This window comes from Maribacter taeanensis, assembly GCF_047345145.1.
Classification (GTDB): domain Bacteria; phylum Bacteroidota; class Bacteroidia; order Flavobacteriales; family Flavobacteriaceae; genus Maribacter_C.
In genome coordinates this window covers 252695-276317 of sequence record NZ_JBLFER010000003.1, presented here as the reverse complement: position 1 = coordinate 276317, position 23623 = coordinate 252695, and the positions used below count along the sequence as shown (strand labels likewise).

Below are 23623 nucleotides of genomic sequence, written 5' to 3'. Positions count from 1 at the left end.
AATGAAAAGGAATTTAACTTTCATAGTGCTATTGGTATGCGCGATTGCCAGCGCCCAAAACATTTCTGATGTGATTCGATATAGTTCTGAAAACACGCAGGGTACAGCGCGTTTTCAAGGCATGGGTGGCGCATTCGGAGCACTTGGCGGAGATTTGTCTGCTTTAAACATCAATCCCGCAGGTTCTGCAGTATTCAATAATAACCTAGGGACCGTATCAGGAACTGTCTATAATCGCGAAAACTCAATCTTTTACGGTGGTAATACCAACGGAACTGATCCGAACTATGCGGATATTAATCAGGCCGGTGGTGTATTAGTATTCAAAAGCACAAATCCAGATTCTCAATGGAGCAAAGTAGCTTTTGCCCTCAACTATGATGTTACAGAAAATTTTGGCAATAGTGTTTTTGCTTCTGGGTCTACCACAGAAGGTATCGATAACTACTTTTTGAATTTTGCGCAGGGAGTACCTTTCGGGGATATTCTTCTTCAAGATGGAGAATTTATTGAAGATGGGTATTTAGATATCGGAGCAAATGGAGGTTTCGCAGACCAACAGGCATTTTTAGGGTATTACGGAGGTTTAATAGATCCTGCTGTAATGGAAAATGATAATACCTCTTACGTCAGTAATGCAGGTTATACTAGTGTTAGCCAAGAGTTAACTAGAATTACTTCAGGTTATAATAATAAGTTTACCGTAAATGTTGCTTCTCAGTATAAGGAAAGGTTGCATCTAGGGGCATCACTTAATTTCCACAATATCTTGTACAATAGGTATGATGAATTTACCGAAACTGGATATGACGCAACTTCCGAAATTCAGCGAACCACTTTTGACAATAGATTATTTACACAAGGATCTGGATTTTCTTTTAGCCTTGGTGCTATAGCAAAACTGAATGATTTTGTTCGAATTGGAGGTAGTTACCAATCACCCACTTGGTATCGTTTAGAAGATGAACTTTCGCAACGTATTTCTTCAGATTTAGCCGATGACAATATCAACTTTATAAATTTTGATCAGGTTAATATTTTCCCAACCTACAAATTAAAAACGCCTGCCAAAGTAACGGGCAGCCTAGCATTGGTTTTTGGTAAAAACGGATTGTTAAGTTTCGATTACGGATATCAAGATATGTCTAAAGCAGAATTGGGGCCAAGCAGTGATGCAAATTTTGCCGCAGTAAATACTGATGTTGCAAATGAATTAGGAGCAGTAAACTCGTTTCGATTAGGTGGTGAATATCGAATAGAAAGATTCAGTTTAAGAGCAGGATATCGTTTTGAAGAAAGTCCATATGAAAGCTCAATCGCTATTGGTGATTTAGAAGGAATTTCTGGCGGAATTGGGTACGATTTTGGAGGAAGTCGATTAGACTTGGCAGTTAATAGAATTGAGCGTGATGTAGCGGAACGTTTGTTTGACACTGGGATAAATACACCAGCCTTAGTCAATGGCGTTTCAATGAACGGAACATTAAGCTACACGATAAACTTTTAATGAATTAGGCCAAAAGAGCCTAGCCTACTATAAATAAGAAACCCATCTGTAATGCATACAGATGGGTTTTCTTTTTTGAATTTTGTAGCATTATCGTTTTAGCGTAAAATGGGTTTTACGGGTCTTTGCGACTACAGCTCCATTTTCTTGTTCCCCATATTCAAATCGAAACCAGTAATCAGATGATGGCATTTGTCTTCCATTATAGGTGCCATCCCATCCGCCAACTGAACCCAGTTGCTGCAATAACTTACCATAGCGATCAAAAATAAATACGACAGGATCTTCTAGCCTTTCTATTCCTAGAATATTCCATGTTTCGTGCATTCCGTCACCATTGGGGGTGAAAAATTTAGGATATCCTACTACTATAAAGTCCTCCTCAGTTGTTCCACATCCATTTTTATCATTTACAATAACCGTATTAAGCCCTGGTGGTACATCTAGAAAAACAGGATCATCTTGAAATTCCCCTCCATTAATAGCATATTCATAACTACTATTTCCATCTACAAAAAACTCTATGTTATTTTGATCAGGATCAATAGACAAATTTGAGTCTAAAATTTCCACAAAGTTCTCAGGGTTTAAAACGGGATCTGAATAAAACGTAATTAAGATTCCTCCTTCATCTTGAACTATGGTTCCCAAAGTAGTAGTAATTACAGCAAAATATCGCCCTGAATTTGGGCTAGTCACTACATATTCAGCTCCGTACAATCCCGTTCCAGTTAAGGTATCGTCATCAATAGTGCCATCGTCATCATAATCAACAGCCCATCTCACGTTTCCTTGAATTTCATCTCCTGCAGGAGAATTCAATGCGTTTAACGTGATATCAGGGTCTCCTTCACAGGCAATAATATCCAATCCCAAGAACTCATCTCTTAGGGTACAATCTAAGGCAGTATCTTGATCAGCTTCAACCGAACTTCCTGTAAATGTCAATTCAAAAGGTTCAGCGTCGCCGTCGAAATTGGTGTTATAATTATTAATAAGTATGTAATAAATTTGACCGGGTTCTACCTCTAACCATTCATCATAGGTATTCATATTACCCTCGGTTTCATCTTCCACAGGAGGAACTCCGAGCAAACCAGTATCAGGGTTTACACCAACCCCAGTATAGATAGGATTAGTTGAATTTACTTCTACATTACAACGAATAGGCAAAGCCGTTCTATTAGCAATATCACCACAACTTACATCTGGTCCGTATACGGCAAAATCCCACTCTGCAGTGGGTCTACTGCAATTTTCTGTCCCGTCTGTACATAAGCTCTTAATATTAAAACCAACTTGACCTCCAGTCCCAGCCCTAAAAACAAACCAGGCTGTATTATTCTCAAGATTTGCTGAACTATTGCTTCCTTTGACCAAACAGCCACTTTCATAAGACTCTCTGTCAGGAAAATCATCCAAGACACCAAAATCATCAATATCGCCCGAACCATCTACAAAAGGCAGAATAACCTCCCCATCCGCGCATACAGGAATAGCAGTTCTACAATCAGCTGAATTATTGGATTGGGCGTTTGTTGATAGCGAAAATAGAAGCATACAACACATTACACAAAGAAGTGTTCGCATAGATTTTGGGCTAAATAGGGTATAATTGTATAAATACTATAACTCTATCAAGCCTGATTTAGTATGTTTTCGACGGCAATTTATGCTGTTAATCGACAAACTACATTCGGTGAAACTATACTTAACGCTTTAAAGAGAAGTGGTTATTTAGGTATTTCGCTTCTGTAATTTGACCATTGGTATCTTGATAAGTGAGTTTAAACCAATAATCAGAAGAGGGTAAAGGCTTCCCCGCGAAAGTACCATCCCAGCCTTCACTATTGCGTGTTAACTGTACTAATAATTTACCATAACGATTGTAAATAGAGACTAGAGGGTTTTCCAGATTAGAGATTCCAGCTATTTGCCAATAATCGTGCATATTATCTCCGTTAGGCGTAAAGAATTTTGGGAAACCAACAACAACAATTTGTTCCGAAACTGATCCGCACCCTCTTTTATCATTGACAGTGACCGTATGCATACCAGCCAAAACATCTTTGAATGTAGCTGAAGCTTGATAGGGTCCATCGTCCAAGCGATATTCCCAATCTCCTTCTTCTTGAGTAATTACGGTAATGGTGTTTTCCTCTAGTAAATCTTCAATTTCGACATCTGAAATTATTGGAGGGTCTGAAATTGTAACTGTAACTGCTTTTGAAAGCGTACAGCTAACACCATTCTGAGTATTTGTAACTGTAATGGTATATATTCCTTCTTGAGCGACATCAATACTAGGAGTAGTTTCGCCAGAATCCCAGCTATAGGAATGAAAAGGTCTAGCAATCGTAGAGCCTATTGTAACACTTGACTCGTTATCACAAATAAAAACCTGTGATGGAAAATCTAAAACAGGTGTCTCTAAACGAATTAACTGAAACCTTTGAGATGCATCATAACAGTCAGGGTTTTCACCTGATGAAACGCGAACGTAAATAGTCTGTGAAGTAGTGGGAATTGGCAATAACTTTGGCAGTACATTTGCCCCACTATTCGCATCTGCTAGGGTACTATGATAGCTAACAGTGAAATCATTTGGACTTTGACTGCCAAGAACCTCGTTATCTTTAGTTGACAAATCGAAAATAGTCTCTTCAGAACATGCAGCTACATCTGCCACAGCAAATGAGGTAGGTACTGGAGAAAAACCGACATGAACATCGCTTTTTATGATATTTCCAAAAGTAGTCTCAATTTCAACCAAATAGGTTCCAGAAGTAGAAACTACTAAAACTTCAGAAGTCTCGTCGCTAATGCGTTGAAATCCCGAACCTGCATCTTCGTACCACCTATAAACATCTCCATTAGTAGTTGTCGCATTTAGGGTAACACTCTTTCCTTCACAAGAAGAAATTGGTGGCCCCAAGAGATTGCTTACAATAGAGCAGTCTAGAGCATCAAAAGGGTTCGTGACGAATATATTTCCTGAAAATTGAATGGAAAAACCTGAATTACCATTACTAAAATTATCGATTATAAGGTAATAATCCTCTCCTGCTTCTACCTCCAACCAATCTTCATATTGAATATTTGACCAATCACCAGTAGGGTCCTCCCCTACACCCACATAAGAGTTTCCATCACCATTATCAAAAAAGTTGCAACGTACGGGGACATCTAAACCACCACAACCATCACTTTTATATAGAGCAAAATCCCAATCTTCAGAACTATCAATGCTAAGATTGAATCCCAATTGACCTGAAGCACCGGTTCTAAATCTATACCACGCAGAATTAGTCTCACCCCATCCAGAATTAACACCATTACATCTAATTAAAGAACCGTTAAAATCGTCAACACCGAAACCATTAGTACCCCCATTTACAGGAGTATTGTTACAAATAGGAATAGCATTGCCACAATCAGGAGAAACCTGAGCAGATAAATTATAAATCCCGAGAAATACCAGTGCGCTAAAAAGTACGCAAATACGCTTCATAAGTAGGTTTAAAATTAGGGACATTATAAAGGTAATCTGCAAGCTCTCTTAACACTAATTTATGTTGTGTAATGCCTGAAATAGGATATAAAGTGCCATTTTATGTATATCTTTGCCTTTCGTAAAAGTCATAATTGAATGAAAATTGACAGCACATTGAAAGAGCATTTTGAGGAGATGGGAGACGGTCATGTTTCCTCTTCGGAAGACACTCCCTTGCGTGAAGATGCATTTGTATTGAGTGATGAGGAAAAAATAGAGCGAATCAAAGAAAATGTTAGAGAAATCATGCTAACTCTAGGTTTAGATCTCGATGATGATAGCTTGCAAGGCACTCCAAATCGAGTTGCCAAAATGTTTGTCAAAGAGGTCTTTGGAGGGCTTCGACCTGAAAAAAAACCGAAGGCGTCAACCTTTGAAAACAAATACAAGTATGGTGAAATGTTGGTGGAGAAAAATATTACGCTTTACTCCACCTGTGAACATCATTTACTTCCTATAGTTGGTAAAGCACATGTAGCTTATATTTCTAATGGTACGGTTGTAGGTTTATCAAAGATGAATCGTATTGTTGATTATTTTGCAAAACGCCCTCAGGTTCAAGAACGTTTAAACATTCAAATCGTAAGGGAATTACAAAAGGTTTTAGGTACAGAAGATGTTGCTTGTGTTATTGATGCTAAACACCTTTGTGTAAATTCTAGAGGTATTCGCGATATTGATAGCAGTACAGTAACTGCCGAATATGGCGGAAAATTTAAAGAAGAATCTGTGCGCCGTGAGTTTTTAGATTATCTAAATTTAGATACCAACTTCTAATCCATTGCTTCTATAATGCAATTGTACCAAAATCAGCAACTTAGAATTTATAATTCCCTTTCCGGCAAAAAAGAAATATTTAAACCTTTAAATGAAGGTCACATAGGCATGTATGTATGTGGCCCCACAGTTTACAGTAACGTACACTTGGGTAACTGTCGCACCTTCATGTCTTTTGACATGATATTCCGTTACTTTAAGCATTTAGGTTATAAGGTGCGCTACGTTAGAAATATTACAGATGCAGGACATTTAGTTGATGATGCAGAAGATGGAGAGGACAAAATTGCAAAAAAAGCACGTTTAGAGCAATTAGAGCCGATGGAAGTTGTTCAGCGCTACACAGTTGATTTTCACAATATCTTACAGAAGTTCAATTTTTTACCACCAAGTATTGAGCCTACCGCAACAGGACACATCATTGAACAAATTGAAATCATAAAAGATATTCTTGAAAAAGGATATGCTTACGAAAAGAATGGTTCCGTTTATTTTGATGTCGTCAAGTTTAATGAGACGAATGAATACGGAAAATTAAGTGGTCGAAAGCTAGAAGACATGATCGCCAATACGCGCGAACTTGCAGCTCAAGATGAAAAGAAAAGTCCGCAAGATTTTGCGCTTTGGAAAAAAGCAGAGCCAGAACATATCATGCGTTGGCCTTCTCCTTGGGGAGATGGTTTTCCAGGGTGGCATCTCGAATGTACTGCAATGAGCACCAAATACCTCGGAGAAACCTTTGATATACATGGTGGTGGTATGGATTTGAAATTCCCGCATCATGAATGTGAAATAGCACAGGCTGAGGCAAGCAATGGTCACTCCCCTGTTCGGTATTGGATGCATGCCAATATGCTCACCATGAACGGTAAAAAAATGGCAAAATCTACAGGGAATAATATTTTACCTGGGGAAATATTTACTGGCGACAACAAAATTTTGAGCAAGGCATTTTCTCCCTCTGCGGTAAGGTTTTTTATGATGCAGGCTCATTATACAAGCATTTTAGATTTGAGTAATGATGCACTTTTGGCATCTGAAAAGGGATACAATCGCTTGATGGAAGCAATTGACTCACTTAGCAATTTAGAAGCCGGAAAGTCTTCAGACTTTGATATTGCATCTTGGCAACAAGAGTGCTATGAAGCCATGAATGACGATTTTAATACACCTATACTTATCGCAAAATTATTTGATGCGGTTAAGCACATTAATTTGATCAAAGAAGGTAAAGAAAATATTACTTCAGAAGATAAATCTAATCTTAAATCAATTCTCGACGGATTCGTATTTGATGTTTTAGGACTGGAAAGTAAAACCAATGTTGGCAGCGATTCCGATAAATTGTCTGGGGTAGTTGAACTCTTAATTCAATTGCGAAAAGATGCTCGAGAAAACAAAGATTTTGCGACTTCTGATAAGATAAGAGACCAACTGGCAGAAATGGGTATTCAATTGAAAGATGGAAAAGAAGGCACTACTTTTAGTGTTTCCTAGGTCAACCAGAAAAATGTCTGGTCGAGCGAAGTCGAGACCTAACTCAGGTAAATGACCAATTAGGCCATTTATATCAAAAGTTTCCTGCCTTCACAGGAAAGAAATTAAAAAGATTAAGTTGAAAAAGATACTGATAGCTCCTTTTGTTCTTCTAGTGCGGTTCTATCAACTGGCAATTTCACCATACACACCAGCAACTTGTCGCTATTCACCCACTTGTTCTCAGTATACACTTGAAGCACTCAAAAAACATGGGCTTTTTAAGGGAGGCTGGCTATCACTTAAACGCATTCTAAGTTGCAACCCGTGGGGTGGAAAAGGATATGACCCAGTACCCTAAAATTCAAGTGTAAATACTATTTACTGTTTACTGCATACTGATGACTAATTCATATCTTAGTCGCTCAAAATAAATCTACATGTATTTTTTAGGAATTACCTGGAATCCGAATGAAACCCTTTTCAGTCTTGGACCCCTTCAAATCAAATATTACAACCTTCTTTGGATAGCTGCCTTTGCAATTGGTTGGTTTGTAATGAAACGGATTTTTACAAGTGAAAAGAAAACCGTTGAGCAGCTGGATTCACTTTTTATTCATTGTGTTGTATCGATAATGTTAGGAGCTCGTTTGGGGCATGTTTTCTTTTATGACTGGGCATACTACAAAAATCATTTGTTGGAAATTTTACTTCCAATAAGAGAAAGTACAAGAGGTACTCTATTCGGATTCATTGACGGTTACGAGTTTACAGGCTTCACAGGATTAGCAAGTCATGGAGCTACAATTGGAGCAATAATAGGCATCTATCTCTATTGTAAAAAACAAGATTTAAAAATGCTTTGGGTTTTAGATAGGGCGGTCGTGGCTTCTGCATTTGGTTTATTTTGTATTCGTTTGGGCAACTTTTATAATTCAGAAATAGTTGGAACAAAAGTGAAAGAATCTTTCATTTTCGCCACACGTTTTGTCAGAGATGGTATTGGGCAAAATCAAGCCATGTCAATAACAAAAGAGAAAACCGTTAACGCGGCTTATGATGCACTAGTTAGTAAACCCGAATTTTCGGAATATCTTACGAAAATTCCGTACAAACATCCAGCTCAACTTTATGAGGGAGTTTTATATATAATCATGTTCGCGATTCTGTATTACATTTATTGGAAAACAGATAAAAAAAATCAACCAGGCTTTTTATTTGGTGTCTTTATGGTTTTACTCTGGGGAATTCGATTTGTTGTAGAATTCGTAAAAGAACGTCAAAACGAATTGGACGAATCATTTACTTTAGCTATTGGCCAAATGCTAAGTATTCCGTTTATTATTATTGGTTTATACTTTATGTTTAGACCAACTAAGAGCACCCAGTAGGTAGTTGGCAGTACTCAGATTAGAAGTCGCCTTGCGAATCTTTTTTCTTTGCGCACTTTGCGTTTAAACTTACTATCATGAAAGTTTTAAGATATATTATATTTATAAGTATTATTAGCGCCTTCATTGGCTCATGCAAAGAAGAACCAAAGAAGGTGATTAAAACGGAACCAATAGGCTTTACCAAAGAAGGTGAACTCACCATTACCAAGCAAAAAGTCGACACGTTAATTGCAAAGTTGGATATCGAATTTGCGGAATCCGAATATGAAACCCAAACCGGGTTAATGTATCGCAAAAGCATGGAAGACCACCAAGGAATGCTTTTTATATTTTCAGATGAACGAATGCATTCTTTCTATATGAAGAATACTGAAATTCCGCTTGATATTATTTTCCTAAAAGCAGATCTTACTATAGCAAGTTTTCAAGAAAATGCGCAACCCATGAATGAAACAGGACTTTCATCTCAGGTTCCTATTCAATATGTTCTTGAAGTAAATGCAGGCCTAGCTGAAAAATGGCTTTTAGAAGTTGGAGATAAAATCGCATATAACAAAAACTAGCTTTTTTGGAAGCCATAGTAAAAGAATTTAAAATTCAGACAGCGAACGGTGATACGGTAGCCGTTTCAAAATTCTTTGCAAAAAACCCTTCAAAACATACATTAGTAATTTCTTCGGCCACAGGAGTATTACAGAAGTATTACTCAAAGTTTGCCCTTTTCTGCGCTAATAACGGAATTATCGTTTACACCTTTGATTACAGTGGTATTGGTAAATCAATTTCTTCAACCGAAGAACTTAAAAGACATACAGGCAATCTCAAAAACTGGGGTCAGCAAGATCAAGCAGCAATAGTAAGTCTGGCGAAAAAAGAAAATCCAGATACAAACCTTACTTTAATGACACATAGTATAGGAGGACAAATCTTAGGTTTCAACCCTAATTACGATTTGATTGACAAAGTATTGATGGTTGCCTCTCAAGGTGGCTATTGGAATGATTTTAAAGGTCTGCACAAGTTAAAAATGTGGCTATTTTGGTACTTTCTGATTCCGGTTTCAACCCCTATATTTGGTTACCTACCTACTAAAAAGTTAGGATTCTTTGAGAATTTGCCAAAAAATGTGGTTTATGAATGGGCCACATGGGGAAAGAAAAAGGAATATATGATGCAATTCGAAAATGAAACATATCTCTTCGATGAAATTAAAATCCCCATTCTATCATGGAGTTTTCCCAAAGATTCCTACGCGCCCATAAAGACTGTTGACTGGTTGGTGAAACAATATAAAAATGCACAAATAACCCGAATGCATTATCCCGAAGAAAAACAAAAACAACCAGGACATTTTGGATTTTTTAAGTCTGAATTCAAAGAACTTCTTTGGGAACAAAACCTGAAATGGATACTTACAAATTCCCTAATATGAGCAAATATCTTCTTATCGGCCATGAGACTGAGCGTTTAAGATTTCGTAAATTAGAACCTACAGATTTTGATACCTGGTTACCCTTTCATCAAGAACCCTTAAGTACTGAATTTTGGGAAGGGCTACCAGAAGATCCTGTTGAAGCATGCAAACATTGGTTTGATAAAGCTTTCCATCGTTACGACAACAACTTGGGCGGAATGAATGTTCTTTTGCATAAAGAGACTAATGAATTTATTGGGCAGTGCGGATTGCTTATTCAAATTGTAGACGGCATCAAAGAGCTTGAAGTTGGATATTCTATGCTTCCCAAGCATTGGAGACAAGGGTATGCCACTGAAGCTGCGCAGAAATGCAAAGCCTTCGCCATAGAAAATAAGTTAGCAACATCACTGATTTCCATTATTAATGTAGATAATATTCCCTCGCAAAAAGTGGCTATCAATAATGGGATGCGCTTGGACAAGACTACAATCTTTAATGAAAACCCCGTTCATATATTTAGAATTCAATTGTAAGTATGCAACATTGGGCAGTTTTCATTACAAACGATTCAAACAAATCAAGATTCGTTCATAATCTTTTAGCCGCTATTGTTTCTGAACTCCCATTACCTAAGAACTACAAGGGAGCTTTGTTCTCTAAGCTGGCTCTCGAACGCTTTATGGATGAAGAAAACCGTCATGGAACGAAAATCATCACACAAGGAACGCAACAATCACTAAGAAGCATGTCAAGTGGTGAACAGAAAAAGGCACTGCTCAACCATCTATTTGAAAAGAATAATGACTATATCATACTTGACAATCCTTTCGACAATTTAGATCTTGAGTCTCAAAAAAAGCTTTTTAATGATCTTAAAGATAAAGCTGATCAAATAGTATTCATTCAAATTATAAGTCGAAAAGTTGACTTACTTCCTTTCATAACAAACTTTGCGAGTTTAAGTAAAGAGAAATTATCAATTTTGCAAAACCTAGACGAAGCATTCTCAGCTGAAAAAAATAGTCATTTTCATGGAAGAATACCTCCTCCTCTAGAACCTATTGAATTTCCTTATAATTTGCTTATTAAACTAAAAGATATAACTGTTCGTTTTGGAGATAAAACTGTTCTTAAAAATATTAATTGGGAAATTAATAAAGGAGAATTTTGGCAACTTATTGGCAAAAATGGAAGTGGAAAAACAACCATTTTATCGATGATAACTGGAGAAAATCCAAAGGGATATGGGCAAGAACTTTTCCTTTTTGGAAGAAAAAAAGGTAGTGGAGAAAGCATTTGGGACATCAAACAAAAAATAGGCTATTTCACCCCTGCAATGACGGATAAATTCGCAGGGTATCACAGCATCGAAAACATGTTGATTTCCGGATTCAATGATTCCATTGGTTTATATATGAAACCGACTGAAGCGCAATTGCGATTAGCAAAAGAGTGGCTGATGCTCATAAATCTATGGGAAATAAAAGACTCTTTATTTCATGATCTTTCAATGGGACAGAAACGTTTGGTCATGACCATTAGAGCAATGATTAAACATCCTTTGCTTCTTATTTTAGATGAGCCCACAGCAGGGCTTGATGATGCTTCTTCAAAGTTATTAGTTTCTCTAGTAAACAAAATTGCAAAAGAGAGTAATACTGCAACCCTATTTGTATCTCATAGAAAAGAACCTGGTTTAGAACCAGATCTTGTTTATGAATTACAAAGTCATGAAGAGGGATCAACAGGTAAAGTTGTTACTCAAAAGTTGCCAAGATTTTAAAAAAAAAAAGAGCTGCACTTAACGTACAGCTCTTGAAAGTAAAAATTTGAGTTAGTTATATTCTTACTTTTGTTCTTCTTTACCACCTGTTTTGATACTCTTCTTTAAGCTATCAAACATTACTGGTGTTGCAATAAATAAAGAGGAATAGGTACCTACAATAATACCTACGATCATTGCAAACATAAATCCTCTTAATGATTCACCTCCGAATACAAATATCGCCAATAATACGACTAGGGTGGTCAAAGATGTATTTAGAGTTCTACTTAAGGTGCTATTCAATGCTTGATTTACATTTTCACCTGAACGCCATCCTTTCTCATTTATAATCTCACGAATACGGTCAAATACCACCACGGTATCATTCAGAGAGTATCCGATTACGGTAAGTATCGCTGCGATAAATGCCTGATCTATTTCCATATTAAAAGGCATTATAGTCCCAAAAATGGAGAATACACCCAATACAATTAATACATCATGGAAAACCGCAGTTACCGCACCTAATGAGAATTGCCATTTACGGAAACGCAATAAGATGTAAAGGAAAACAACAGCCAGTGAACCTATAATGGCCAAGAAAGCATTCTTCTTAATATCATCAGCAATCGTAGGACCAACTTTCACAGACTTCATGATACCAATTGATCGACCATCGTTATCATCAATAAAATTCGCTTTACTAGTTCCTGAAGGAAGATACTTCTGAAGTGAAGTATACAATTTATTCTGAATCTCTTCGTCTACTTCTATTCCCTCTACTTCCACTTTATACGGTGTTGTAATACTAATTTGATTAGCCTCACCAAAAGTTTTCACCTTAGTTCCACTACCAAATACATCATTCAATTCTGAAGCAATCTCAGAAGGATTCACTGCTTTTTCAAAGCGTACTTGGTACGAACGTCCACCAATAAAATCAACACCTTGTTGTAAACCAGGTCCTGCGAATAAAGAAAATAAACCAACACCAACTAAAATTGCAGAAATGACATACGCAATCTTACGTTTTCCTAAGAAATTAATATTGATGTTTTGGAATAAATTCTTCGTTAATCCGGTTGAGAAATCTAAAGTTCTAGAACTACTAGATATATACCAGTCTACAAGTAGTCTAGTGATAAAAATTGCAGTAAATAAAGAGGTTAAAATACCTATCAATAATGTTGTTGCAAAACCTTTAATTGGACCTGAACCGAAAACCAATAAAATCAAGGCCGTAAGTCCCGTTGTAATGTTTGCATCTAAGATCGAAGAAAGTGCATTACTAAAACCGTCTGAAACGGCTTGACTCTTTCCTTTACCCTTTTTCAATTCCTCTTTAATACGTTCAAAAATCAGTACGTTCGCATCAACGGACATACCAATTGTTAAAACAATACCAGCAATACCAGGAAGTGTTAATACAGCTTCTAAGCTAGTTAACACTCCGAAGATTAATAAGATGTTCAACAACAATGCAACGTCGGCGAATAAACCAGCTTTTCCGTAATAGAAAACCATCCATAACAAAACGATAATCATGGCGATGATGAAAGACATCAAACCGCTATCAATCGCTTCTTGACCTAATGAAGGACCCACAATTTCAGACTGAATAATTTCAGCTCTAGCTGGTAATTTACCAGCTCGTAAAACATTTGCAATATCAGTAGTCTCAGCTACCGTAAATGTTCCTGTAATTTCAGTTCCTCCTCCAGAGATACCACCAACAACAGAACAGCCAGGAGCCGTATATACCTTATTATCTAATACAACTGCAATACCTGTATTATTTATGTTTGCATCACTAGTTAGCTTTTGCCATTCCTTTGAACCTCGAGAGTTCATACTCATACTTATGGCAGGCTTTCCAAATTGATCGAAAGTATCTCTAGCATCACTAACTACATCTCCACTTATCCGTGGCTCATTATTTCTATTTGATTTTAAGGCGTACAAGTCAATGACTTCAACCTCTTCAGTTGCTGGGCGCTCCCATGCAAATTTTACAAACTGTATATCAGCAGGTAGCAATCTAATAATTTCAGGCATTTTCAAATAGCTGTTAATTTCAGCCGTATCCTTTACCTGCGCTCTAAACATAGCATTGGTTCCAGGTATAGCTGGAAGCAACTTATCATACAGAGGATTTACCTGAGTAGCAATATCTAAAGAATCAGCAGATACATCGGAAAGCAAAGAATCTAATTCAGACGCTTCTTTAATCGGTTCTTCTTTAACAGGAGTATCAACCAACGTTTTCAGCTTTTCATTAGCTTGAATCAAGAATGTACTGAAACTGGTATTGTTTTGTTCGTAGGTTTCCCAAAACTCTAATTGAGCCGTTTGAGAAATCAATGTAATTGCACGTTTCACATCTTTAGCACCAGGAAGTTCAACTAAAACCCGACCTGAAGTACCTAACCTTTGAATATTAGGCTGTGTAACACCAAAACCATCAATACGTTCTCTTAATACTTCAAAAGCAGAAACAATCGCATCGTCAATTTTTGATCGAAGAATTGGTTTTACCTCATCATCAGTCATTTGAAAATTAACTTGATCACTTAACCCTTTATTAGCAAAGATATCAGGTGAAGCCAATTTTGTATCACCTTTGATGTTATCAAAAGCATCAAAAAACAAATCTAAATAAGTATCATCACTATTTTTTGACGCCTCATCTGCATCTGCTAGTGCTCTATTAAATACAGGATTCTTCGAACCGTCGGCCAATCCTTTTAGGATATCTTTAATTGATATTTGAAGTGTTACGTTAATTCCACCCTCAAGGTCAAGACCTTTGTTAAGTTGCTTCTTCTTAGCATCGTTATATGTTGTATAACCAAATTGCTTATTTGTGCCTATCGAATCAAGGTATCGAACAACTAATTGATCTTGCTTTTCCTGAGTTTCAAGGTCACCCGCATCTGGAATTTGACTAATAGCATAGGCTTTCGCCTCATCTTCAACTTTGCTTGTGATAAAAGTAAAGGATAGTTGATAGATACTAACTAGCCCAAACAAGAAAGCAAAAAGCTTTATAAGTCCTTTATTTTGCATTTTATTACTTCGTTTAAGTTTACAATATTCAATAGTTATAAGACTAAAAAATATCGGTAATTATTAATATTGATTGTGATATTGTTTGATTAGAAAACCTAAAGAATAATACGTGTTACAAAGTGTACGAATTCTTTAGTGAAATTATCTTTGAAAAGTTATATGTCTATTAACATAAATATGTCAATTAGTACTTTAACTATTTCCAAAAGAGAAAGGCCCTGCCCTTACCTCTGGGATAGTATCTGAAGTATTATCTATTGCAATTGCAATAACTTTATTTATTTTAAAGGAAACGTGTACCAGAGCATCTTGCTCAAGAGCAATTGTATCATTAAACCGTAGGACTACAGGATTAGAAAACCTCTGATAATCTTGTTTTAATTCAAAAGCTAATTTTCCGTTTAGACCTAATCCATCAGGATTTTGTTGTTGAAGATCCGAAACTACTATACTACAGGTTTCAGGGAGTTTATCTTCTGGAAAATCGACCGGCAGTTGATCTACATCTCCATATACCGATGATAATTCACCATCCTGAGAAATAAATTCTCCCACACTAAGCGCATCAACATCACTATAATAGCGTATGCTTAGTTGTGCATCATCATTTTCTATTATTTCAATATTAACAATACCTAAAGCTTCTAACTTTTTAGTAACTGTTGCCAAAGCATCATCATGCGAAGTTACTGAAGTCATTTCTACATCAGTAAATTGCAGTACAATTTGCTGGTTAGCGACTTTAGTTTGTTCTTGATTTAAGCCTATAAGGGCTAGAATAATAATTAAAGTACTTATGTACCATTTTGTATTCATGCGGCAAATATAAAAATAAAGATAGTACTAGGTAGTATATTTTCTTACAATACGTATTTCTTGAAGGTATCTAAAAAGGGAAAACCTTCATAGTTAAACTACAAAGGTTCTTTCTCTATATACAAAATGTAGAAGCTATAATTCTAAAAGACCGTTGGTTTTCGTAACCCCTTCTGCACTTTCCTGCATTTTTGCTTTCTCAGCATCACTTAAAGGCACATCAACAATTTTTTCAATTCCATTCTTTCCTAAAATTACCGGTACACCAATGCAGATATCATTCAAACCATACTCACCTTCTAAATAGGTAGAACATGGAAACATTTTCTTTTGGTCACAAGCAATTGCTTGAACTAATGCAGAAACGGCAGCACCTGGAGCGTACCAAGCACTTGTACCTAACAAGCCTGTTAGGGTTGCACCACCAACCTTTGTGTCTGCGGCAACTTGTTCTAAACGTTCTGTGGATAAAAATTCAGAAACCCGAATACTATTGCGTGTTGCGTGTGATGTTAAAGGAACCATTCCCTTATCACTGTGTCCGCCAATCACCATTCCGTCAATATCAGAAATAGGTGCTTCCATTGCTTCAGCTAGACGATATTTAAAACGAGCGCTATCTAAAGCTCCGCCCATACCAATTATCTTATGTTTTGGAAGATTAGTAGTCTTATGCACCAAATACGTCATGGTATCCATAGGGTTACTAACTACTATCAAGGTTACGTTTGGAGAATGTTCTATCAAATTAGAAGAAACAGTTTTCACAATTCCTGCGTTGATACCTATTAACTCTTCACGAGTCATACCTGGTTTTCTTGGAATACCTGAAGTAATTACAGCAATATCACTTCCAGCTGTTTTTGAATAATCTCCTGTTGTTCCAGTGATTTTTGTATCAAATCCGTTTAATGAAGCGGTTTGCATTAAATCCATCGCCTTTCCTTCAGCATATCCTTCTTTAATGTCTACCAAAACAACTTCTGACGCGAAATTTTTAATGGCGATGTACTCCGCGCAACTTGCGCCAACAGCTCCTGCTCCTACTACGGTAACTTTCATATGACTTTGATTTATTTGTTGATTTAAAATTTTGCCAAAAATACAAATTCTTAAAAGAAAAATCTCGACGAAATACACTTAAATATCAGCATTATAGTGTTTTAAAACATCGATGAAATGCTTCTGCTGTTAAAAAAATCTACACTTCAACGAAGAAAATCGCAATATCTTACCATACATCGAATTTTAGCAATACCTAATCGAATCGTTACGTTCTACACACACAAAAACCCCGAATCAAACCTACACGATGAAAAAAATATTTTCATTTTTAGCTATTATTGGAATCATTCTCGCAAGCAATTGTTCGCGAATTCCAGAAAATAATGACCCCGTAATTGGAATCTGGTCAAATATTGAAGTAAAGTCTATTAGTCGAACTCAAAAAAGCACAAATAGACAAGAGTGGATATTTAATGATGCTTACTTAGGAAGATATCATAATTATAATAATGGTGCGATTGATGTATTAACCGATTTCAAATGGGAAGAAGAAGATGGTGTATATACCATTTCTTACCCTGGCATAGAAAATAAACAAAACGATGTGGTTACCATGATTAAATCAGAAGACGGCGAGTTGCTCAAAGCTACCGACGGTCAAACTTTGGCCATACGAGAATAAAGAACATTCAATTTAACCTACTAAAAAACCCTGCTTGATATCAAGCAGGGTTTTTTATTTATAATGACAAAAAGTTCTTATTTAGAAAGCTTTCCGTCTTCTGCTAAGAATTCTGTATAATCTAAAATATACACACCTAACAAACTCCACTTAAATTTGTGGTCAGCGTACTTTGCTTTGAACTTAGCATTGTCCATAAACAAAGAAGCAAAATGCTCATCAAAGTCTTTCTTAGTCAACCAAAGTACCTTTTCATCTCCTTTTTTGATGTAGTATGATTTAGCAATACCACCGGCCAATTTCATTCCACCAAATCCAATACTAGCAGTCTGCTTAGCCCATGGATCAGAATATACCTGAATAAATTGACTAAATTTAGGGTTGATAACCTGCATCAAGAATTCTGCCTCTTTCTTCTTATTCTTTAAAGAAACCATTTGATTGGTATACATCGTATAGCCTTTGTTCATGTATTTTGATGCGTCACTTTTACCCCATTTGGTAGCATCATTCATGAAGTTACCTTGTTGATTCATTTTTTCAAGACCTGAAGGGGCCATGTATAAATCGACAATTTCTTCCGCTTTTACACGAAGTTTTTTGCCATCAGGCTTAATAAATTTAATTTCATTAATCTGACCTTTTTTTCGGTCGACATCTTTAATGTCAGCTTCTACTTTCTCTCCACTCTTCAGTGTGACATAAGCAGGTTTTTTTCGCGAGTATGAGCTGTAAGCTGGGTCAAAAGCAGCCTGCTTCTCTCTTTCTTTCAAATCTTCTTGCGCGAAACAAATCACAGCTGAGAAGAACAACATGGTAAAAAACTTAATTTTCATAAAATCTGATTTAGGAATTTATATTAATAATTCCTGCAAATAAAAACGTCCGCCAGTTGGCGGACGAATTTTTGTTGTGAAAGTGCTATTTCTTATACATCAATGTTGGCATAAACCGCATTCTTCTCGATGAACTCCCTTCTTGGAGGAACTTCATCACCCATTAGCATAGAGAAAATACGATCTGCTTCAGTAGCGTTGTCTATAGTAATTTGACGCAAGGTTCTAAAATCAGGATTCATAGTCGTATCCCAAAGTTGTTCTGCATTCATTTCACCTAGACCCTTATAGCGTTGGATGCTTACTCCACCACTATAACTATTTGCGATTTCGTCGCGCTCCTCATCATTCCATGCATAACGTTTCTTTTGACCTTTTTTAACCAAGTATAAAGGCGGAGTCGCAATATAGACATGACCCATTTCAATCAATTCACGCATATAACGGAAAAAGAAAGTCAAAATCAAAGTTTCAATATGACTACCGTCAACATCGGCATCACACATGATGACTACTTTATGATAGCGTAGTTTTTCTAGGTTCAACGCTTTACTGTCCTCTTCCGTTCCAATGGTCACTCCAAGAGCGGTATATATATTCTTAATCTCCTCGTTATCAAAGACACGATGCGGCATCGCCTTTTCAACATTCAAAATCTTACCTCGAAGAGGAAGAATTGCTTGGAAATTTCTATCACGCCCTTGTTTCGCGGTACCACCTGCCGAATCTCCCTCAACCAAGAATACTTCGCATTTTTCGGGATCTTGGTCAGAACAATCTGATAATTTACCAGGCAAGCCGCCAATACTCATTACCGTCTTACGTTGCACCATTTCACGAGCTTTGGTCGCTGCGTGTCTAGCTTGTGCTGCAAGGATTACTTTTTGTACAATTACCTTCGCATCATCGGGATTTTCTTCTAGATAATTCGTCAACATCTCAGAAACCGATTGGCTAACCGCAGAAGAAACTTCACGGTTGCCCAATTTGGTTTTTGTTTGTCCCTCAAATTGTGGTTCAGCAACCTTAACCGAAATAATTGCAGTAAGACCCTCGCGAAAGTCATCTCCTTGAACATCAAATTTCAATTTATCTAACATTCCCGAAGTATCTGCATACTTCTTTAGGGTTCCTGTAAGTCCACGGCGGAACCCTGATAAATGCGTTCCTCCTTCATGGGTATTGATATTATTTACGTAGGAATGCAAATTCTCTGTATACGAAGTATTATATACCATGGCAACCTCAACCGGAATACCATTTTTCTCCCCTTCCATCGAAATAACATTCTGAATCAACTGCTCGCGATTACCATCTAAGAATTTTACAAATTCCTTGAGGCCTTGATCCGAATAAAAAGTCTCACTTAAATAACCTGATTCACTTTCTTTATCTTTTTGTCGCTTATCCGTAATGCTAATCGTCACTCCTTTATTCAAAAAAGAAAGTTCACGCATTCTGTTAGATAGCGTTTCATAGCTATATTCTATGGTCTGGGTAAAAATGGTCGTATCTGGCAAAAAAGTTACCTCAGTACCCCTTTCTGTAGTTTCTCCCGTACTTTTTACAGGATACTGCGCCTTACCCCTAGAGTATTCTTGCTCCCAAACTTTACCATCTTTGAAAACAGTAGCCTTCAAATGACTTGATAAAGCGTTCACACAAGAAACACCTACACCGTGCAGTCCACCAGAAACTTTATAGGAATCCTTATCAAATTTACCACCTGCTCCAATCTTGGTCATTACCACCTCTAGGGCAGAAACACCTTCTTTTTTGTGCATTCCTACCGGAATACCTCTACCATTATCTCTAGTAGTAATCGAATTATCTTCATTTATCGTGACATCAATTTTATCACAATGGCCACCCATAGCCTCATCAATCGAGTTATCGACAACTTCATACACCAAATGGTGCAGCCCTCTCACACCTACATCACCAATATACATTGACGGACGCATACGCACATGTTCCATACCCTCAAGGGCCTGAATACTGTCCGCTGAATATGCCTTCATGGGGGTACTATCTTTTTGAGTTTCTTCTTGAGGTTTTTTATTCTCCTCGGCCTCATTTTTTGCTTCTTCGCTCATAAATAAATTAGGTTGTATTTAATTCAAATTTTGCAATCTTACAAATATACGGAATACCCTATGGAATATAGTGTTTTGGTAAATTTCAAACCTTGAAGTTATTAACAATAAATGTGGACAAAATGAGCCTCAAAAAAATGTTGAAAATGAGCTTTTTATGACAAGAACTCAATACAAAAAGACCCCACCAAAAGGCAGGGTCAATTGACTAATTAAAATAAAAACTGAATAAACAGAATTCACTCTCTTGATTAGGCTAAACCTAATATATTGCTAATAGGCTTCTTCATGAACATTCGCTACGGCTCGTCCTGAAGGGTCATTCATATTTTTGAAGGCTTCATCCCACTCTAGGGCGATTTGAGTACTACAGGCTACCGAAGCTTCTTGAGGCACACTCAAGGCCGCAGCATCCGATGGAAAATGTCCTTCGAAAATAGAACGATAGTAATATTCTTCTTTTGAAGTAGGTGTTTGAATCGGGAATCTGAAATTCGCGCTCTTCAATTGCTCATCGCTTACTTCGGCATCTACGACTTCTTTCAAAGTATCAATCCAACTATAGCCAACCCCATCTGAGAATTGTTCTTTTTGACGCCATGCAACGCTTTCAGGAAGCATATCTTCAAAAGCTTTACGAACCACCCATTTCTCCATACGTTCGCCATTAATCATTTTATCTTTTGGATTGATTCGCATGGCAACATCCATAAATTCTTTGTCCAAGAAAGGTACACGGCCTTCAATTCCCCATGCAGCTAAGGACTTGTTCGCTCGTAGACAATCATACATATGCAACTTGCTCAATTTACGAACGGTTTCCTCATGGAATTCCTTGTCATTCGGAGCCTTATGGAAATATAAATACCCTCCGAACAATTCATCTGCTCCTTCTCCTGAAAGTACCATCTTGATTCCCATAGATTTGATAACTCTTGCCATCAAATACATAGGCGTGGAAGCTCTTATGGTAGTAATATCATAGGTTTCCAGATTATATACTACATCTTTAATAGCATCTAAGCCTTCCTGAATTGTAAATTTTATCTCATGGTGTACTGTACCAATATGATCTGCTACTTTCTGTGCCGCAGCTAAATCGGGAGAACCATCTAATCCCACAGAAAAAGAATGCAATTGAGGATACCAAGCATCCGCTGTGTCACCAGATTCAATTCGCTTTTGGGCATATTTTTTGGCAATTGCTGATGTTACCGACGAATCTAATCCGCCTGAAAGCAAAACTCCGTAAGGCACATCAGACATTAATTGACGGTGCACTGCAGCTTCTAACGCTTCCTTGATTTCTTGAATGCTTGTTTCGTTTTCCTTTACGGCATCATATTCCATCCAATCACGAGAATACCATTGTTTTAGTTCTCCGTCAGAACTATGCAAATAATGTCCTGGAGGGAATAGCTCAATCTTCGCACAGGTTCCTTCCAAAGCCTTCAATTCAGAAGCTACGTAGAAAGTCCCATTTTGGTCCCATCCCATATATAAAGGAATGATTCCCATATGGTCACGAGCGATAAAATATTCATCTTTCTCTGTATCGTAAATAGCGAATCCGAAAATGCCGTTCATCTCGTCTATAAATGAAGGTCCTTTTGCTTGATATAGAGCTAAGATTACTTCACAATCAGATTCCGTTTGAAAGTCATAAGTACCTTCAAACTGCTTTCTTAATTCACGATGATTATAAATTTCTCCATTTGCAGCTAAAATCAATTTTCCATCAGGGCTCAATAAAGGCTGCTTACCGGAAGCTGGATCAACAATTGCCAATCTTTCATGAGCCAAAATGGCTTTTTCATCGGCATAAATTCCACTCCAATCCGGACCTCTATGACGTACTTTCTTCGACATTTCTAGTAACTGGGGGCGCAATACTTCGGTGCTCTCCTTTACATCAAACGCACATACAATTCCACACATAACAATTAAATTTATTTTTAATTACAATACAAATATTATATTATACTTTCATTATTAAAACATATTAACCTAAATCAATTACACATAATTACTATAATCACGCAAAAACTTAAAAATTATTTGATTTTAATGATGTATTCAAAAAGAAAGCGACATTATGTAAGAACTGATGATTTTAACGACTTTTTAGGAGAGTGTCATTGTATTACTCATTAATTTTAACTCCTAAATAAATTAAACACAATTATGAAAAAAGTTTTTACCATTGCCTTTATGGCATTAGCTATGGTTTTTTCAACCCAAGCTGTAGCACAAGATTTTAGCGGAATGGACAAAAGTCCTTTAGACAACGCTTCTTATCCGTCAGATTACAAAGTTTCTGACAAAGCGGTTCGTATCACTTATGGTCGTCCTCAATTAAAGGGTCGTGCTTTATCTGAATTAGCTCCTGCAGGAGAAGTTTGGAGAACTGGCGCTAATGAAGCTCCTGAAATTACATTCTACAAAGACGTTAAGTTTGGTGGACAAGATGTTAAAGCTGGCACCTATGCTTTATTAACTATACCTGGTGATAAAGAATGGACTGTAATTTTACATAGTAACTTGAACCAATGGGGTTCTTATTTCTACAAAGATGAAGCTTCAGATGTTGCTCGCGCTATGGGCGGTGTAAGCATGGGAGACGAATCTCTAGAAGCATTTTCTATCGCTTTCAAAGAAGTTGAAGGTGGAGTACATATGGTAATGGGCTGGGATAAAACTCGCGTTGCCGTTCCGATTATGATGTAATTTCATCATTACCGATAATAAAAAAGCCGAGATTATGGTAATCTCGGCTTTTCCTTTTTAAAGTATGAATAAACTCAAGCAATTTGTAGTGATTCCAAATCTTCTTCGCCGGTAGTTCGCTTAAAGAATCGGGAAATTAAAGTTGGATAATAGTAATTGAGACCTTCAACATCTTCTATTACGCAGGTCTTTAAAAAGGTATTTAAATCTTTATATACGAGATTGACAGACATTGTAGGAGCAAAAGGATGATTCAGGGTTTCTAGATCATAATATTTATCCTCAGCAATGACATTCATATAAACTCGCTTTCGCTTATAATCAATTGAAATATCTGCAGCCTTGTATGATATACGGATTAGCATTTTATGAAAAAGTTCGAACATGGTAACGTCTTCACCCTCCACGCAGCTAATATCAATTAGTAGTTTTAGATCTTTTACTACATCATTCTTTTTTGTTTTCATCGATAATGGTTTATGAGATTGAATTCTATGACCGCA

General features: G+C 36.9%; 20 protein-coding genes. 11 read left to right on the top strand and 9 right to left on the bottom strand.

Annotation, left to right across the window (positions count from 1 at the left end):
• Nucleotide 1: 1 nt before the first annotated feature.
• Complete coding sequence (locus tag ACKWCD_RS12845; RefSeq protein WP_413984362.1) at nt 2-1507, top strand: OmpP1/FadL family transporter; 1506 nt, start codon at nt 2-4, stop codon at nt 1505-1507.
• A gap of 90 nt (nt 1508-1597) precedes the next feature.
• Here ACKWCD_RS12845 and ACKWCD_RS12840 read toward each other — a convergent pair whose 3' ends face one another.
• Nucleotides 1598-3097: a T9SS type B sorting domain-containing protein gene (locus ACKWCD_RS12840; RefSeq protein ID WP_413984361.1), complete on the bottom strand. Its 1500-nt coding sequence runs from the start codon at nt 3095-3097 to the stop codon at nt 1598-1600.
• A 121-nt stretch (nt 3098-3218) separates the two neighbouring features.
• On the bottom strand, nt 3219-5018 hold the full coding sequence (locus tag ACKWCD_RS12835) for a T9SS type B sorting domain-containing protein (protein ID WP_413984360.1): 1800 nt from the start codon (nt 5016-5018) through the stop codon (nt 3219-3221).
• Nucleotides 5019-5156: 138 nt separating this feature from the next.
• Here ACKWCD_RS12835 and folE point away from each other — a divergent pair, with 138 nt between their 5' ends.
• The 8 genes from folE to ACKWCD_RS12795 all read left to right on the top strand — a co-directional run bounded on the left by folE (nt 5157) and on the right by ACKWCD_RS12795 (nt 11907).
• Nucleotides 5157-5837, top strand: a complete 681-nt coding sequence (gene folE, locus ACKWCD_RS12830; RefSeq protein ID WP_413984359.1) for a GTP cyclohydrolase I FolE — start codon at nt 5157-5159, stop codon at nt 5835-5837.
• 15 nt (nt 5838-5852) lie between these two features.
• Complete coding sequence (gene cysS, locus ACKWCD_RS12825) at nt 5853-7334, top strand: cysteine--tRNA ligase (RefSeq protein ID WP_413984358.1); 1482 nt, start codon at nt 5853-5855, stop codon at nt 7332-7334.
• 118 nt (nt 7335-7452) lie between these two features.
• Entirely contained in the window at nt 7453-7674 is a 222-nt protein-coding gene (gene yidD, locus ACKWCD_RS12820) for a membrane protein insertion efficiency factor YidD (RefSeq protein ID WP_413984357.1), read from the top strand.
• A gap of 79 nt (nt 7675-7753) precedes the next feature.
• On the top strand, nt 7754-8704 hold the full coding sequence (gene lgt / locus ACKWCD_RS12815) for a prolipoprotein diacylglyceryl transferase (RefSeq protein ID WP_413984356.1): 951 nt from the start codon (nt 7754-7756) through the stop codon (nt 8702-8704).
• A 77-nt stretch (nt 8705-8781) separates the two neighbouring features.
• Nucleotides 8782-9270, top strand: a complete 489-nt coding sequence (locus ACKWCD_RS12810; protein WP_413984355.1) for a DUF192 domain-containing protein — start codon at nt 8782-8784, stop codon at nt 9268-9270.
• 5 nt (nt 9271-9275) lie between these two features.
• Nucleotides 9276-10139: an alpha/beta hydrolase family protein gene (locus tag ACKWCD_RS12805; RefSeq protein WP_413984354.1), complete on the top strand. Its 864-nt coding sequence runs from the start codon at nt 9276-9278 to the stop codon at nt 10137-10139.
• On the top strand, nt 10136-10657 hold the full coding sequence (locus tag ACKWCD_RS12800) for a GNAT family N-acetyltransferase (RefSeq protein WP_413984353.1): 522 nt from the start codon (nt 10136-10138) through the stop codon (nt 10655-10657). The genes ACKWCD_RS12805 and ACKWCD_RS12800 overlap by 4 nt, the downstream gene beginning before the upstream one ends.
• Before the next feature lie 2 nt (nt 10658-10659).
• Nucleotides 10660-11907 carry an ATP-binding cassette domain-containing protein gene (locus tag ACKWCD_RS12795; protein WP_413984352.1) on the top strand — a complete coding sequence of 416 codons (1248 nt, stop codon included), beginning with the start codon at nt 10660-10662 and terminating at the stop codon, nt 11905-11907.
• 63 nt (nt 11908-11970) lie between these two features.
• Here the strand turns inward: ACKWCD_RS12795 and secDF are convergent, their stop codons facing one another.
• From secDF to ACKWCD_RS12780, 3 genes are all read right to left on the bottom strand, one after another.
• Entirely contained in the window at nt 11971-14955 is a 2985-nt protein-coding gene (gene secDF / locus ACKWCD_RS12790; RefSeq protein WP_413984351.1) for a protein translocase subunit SecDF, read from the bottom strand.
• 195 nt (nt 14956-15150) lie between these two features.
• Nucleotides 15151-15774 carry a hypothetical protein gene (locus ACKWCD_RS12785; RefSeq protein ID WP_413984350.1) on the bottom strand — a complete coding sequence of 208 codons (624 nt, stop codon included), beginning with the start codon at nt 15772-15774 and terminating at the stop codon, nt 15151-15153.
• 135 nt (nt 15775-15909) lie between these two features.
• On the bottom strand, nt 15910-16836 hold the full coding sequence (locus tag ACKWCD_RS12780) for a malate dehydrogenase (RefSeq protein WP_413984349.1): 927 nt from the start codon (nt 16834-16836) through the stop codon (nt 15910-15912).
• Between the two features lie 250 nt (nt 16837-17086).
• On the opposite strand from ACKWCD_RS12780, the gene ACKWCD_RS12775 reads away from it, so the two are divergent.
• The gene (locus ACKWCD_RS12775) at nt 17087-17461 is read left to right on the top strand and encodes a hypothetical protein (protein ID WP_413984348.1); all 375 of its coding nucleotides are present in this window, start codon (nt 17087-17089) and stop codon (nt 17459-17461) included.
• A gap of 77 nt (nt 17462-17538) precedes the next feature.
• Here the strand turns inward: ACKWCD_RS12775 and ACKWCD_RS12770 are convergent, their stop codons facing one another.
• The 3 genes from ACKWCD_RS12770 to asnB form a co-directional block, all read right to left on the bottom strand.
• Nucleotides 17539-18297: a hypothetical protein gene (locus ACKWCD_RS12770; RefSeq protein WP_413984347.1), complete on the bottom strand. Its 759-nt coding sequence runs from the start codon at nt 18295-18297 to the stop codon at nt 17539-17541.
• A 92-nt stretch (nt 18298-18389) separates the two neighbouring features.
• The gene (gyrB, locus tag ACKWCD_RS12765) at nt 18390-20318 is read right to left on the bottom strand and encodes a DNA topoisomerase (ATP-hydrolyzing) subunit B (RefSeq protein WP_413984476.1); all 1929 of its coding nucleotides are present in this window, start codon (nt 20316-20318) and stop codon (nt 18390-18392) included.
• A gap of 348 nt (nt 20319-20666) precedes the next feature.
• The gene (gene asnB / locus ACKWCD_RS12760; RefSeq protein WP_413984346.1) at nt 20667-22331 is read right to left on the bottom strand and encodes an asparagine synthase B; all 1665 of its coding nucleotides are present in this window, start codon (nt 22329-22331) and stop codon (nt 20667-20669) included.
• Between the two features lie 246 nt (nt 22332-22577).
• On the opposite strand from asnB, the gene ACKWCD_RS12755 reads away from it, so the two are divergent.
• Nucleotides 22578-23120, top strand: a complete 543-nt coding sequence (locus tag ACKWCD_RS12755) for a DUF2911 domain-containing protein (RefSeq protein ID WP_413984345.1) — start codon at nt 22578-22580, stop codon at nt 23118-23120.
• Nucleotides 23121-23194: 74 nt separating this feature from the next.
• On the opposite strand, the gene ACKWCD_RS12750 is transcribed toward ACKWCD_RS12755, so the two are convergent.
• A complete protein-coding gene (locus ACKWCD_RS12750) occupies nt 23195-23587 on the bottom strand; it encodes a hypothetical protein (RefSeq protein ID WP_413984344.1) in 393 nt (130 codons plus the stop codon).
• Nucleotides 23588-23623 lie beyond the last annotated feature (36 nt).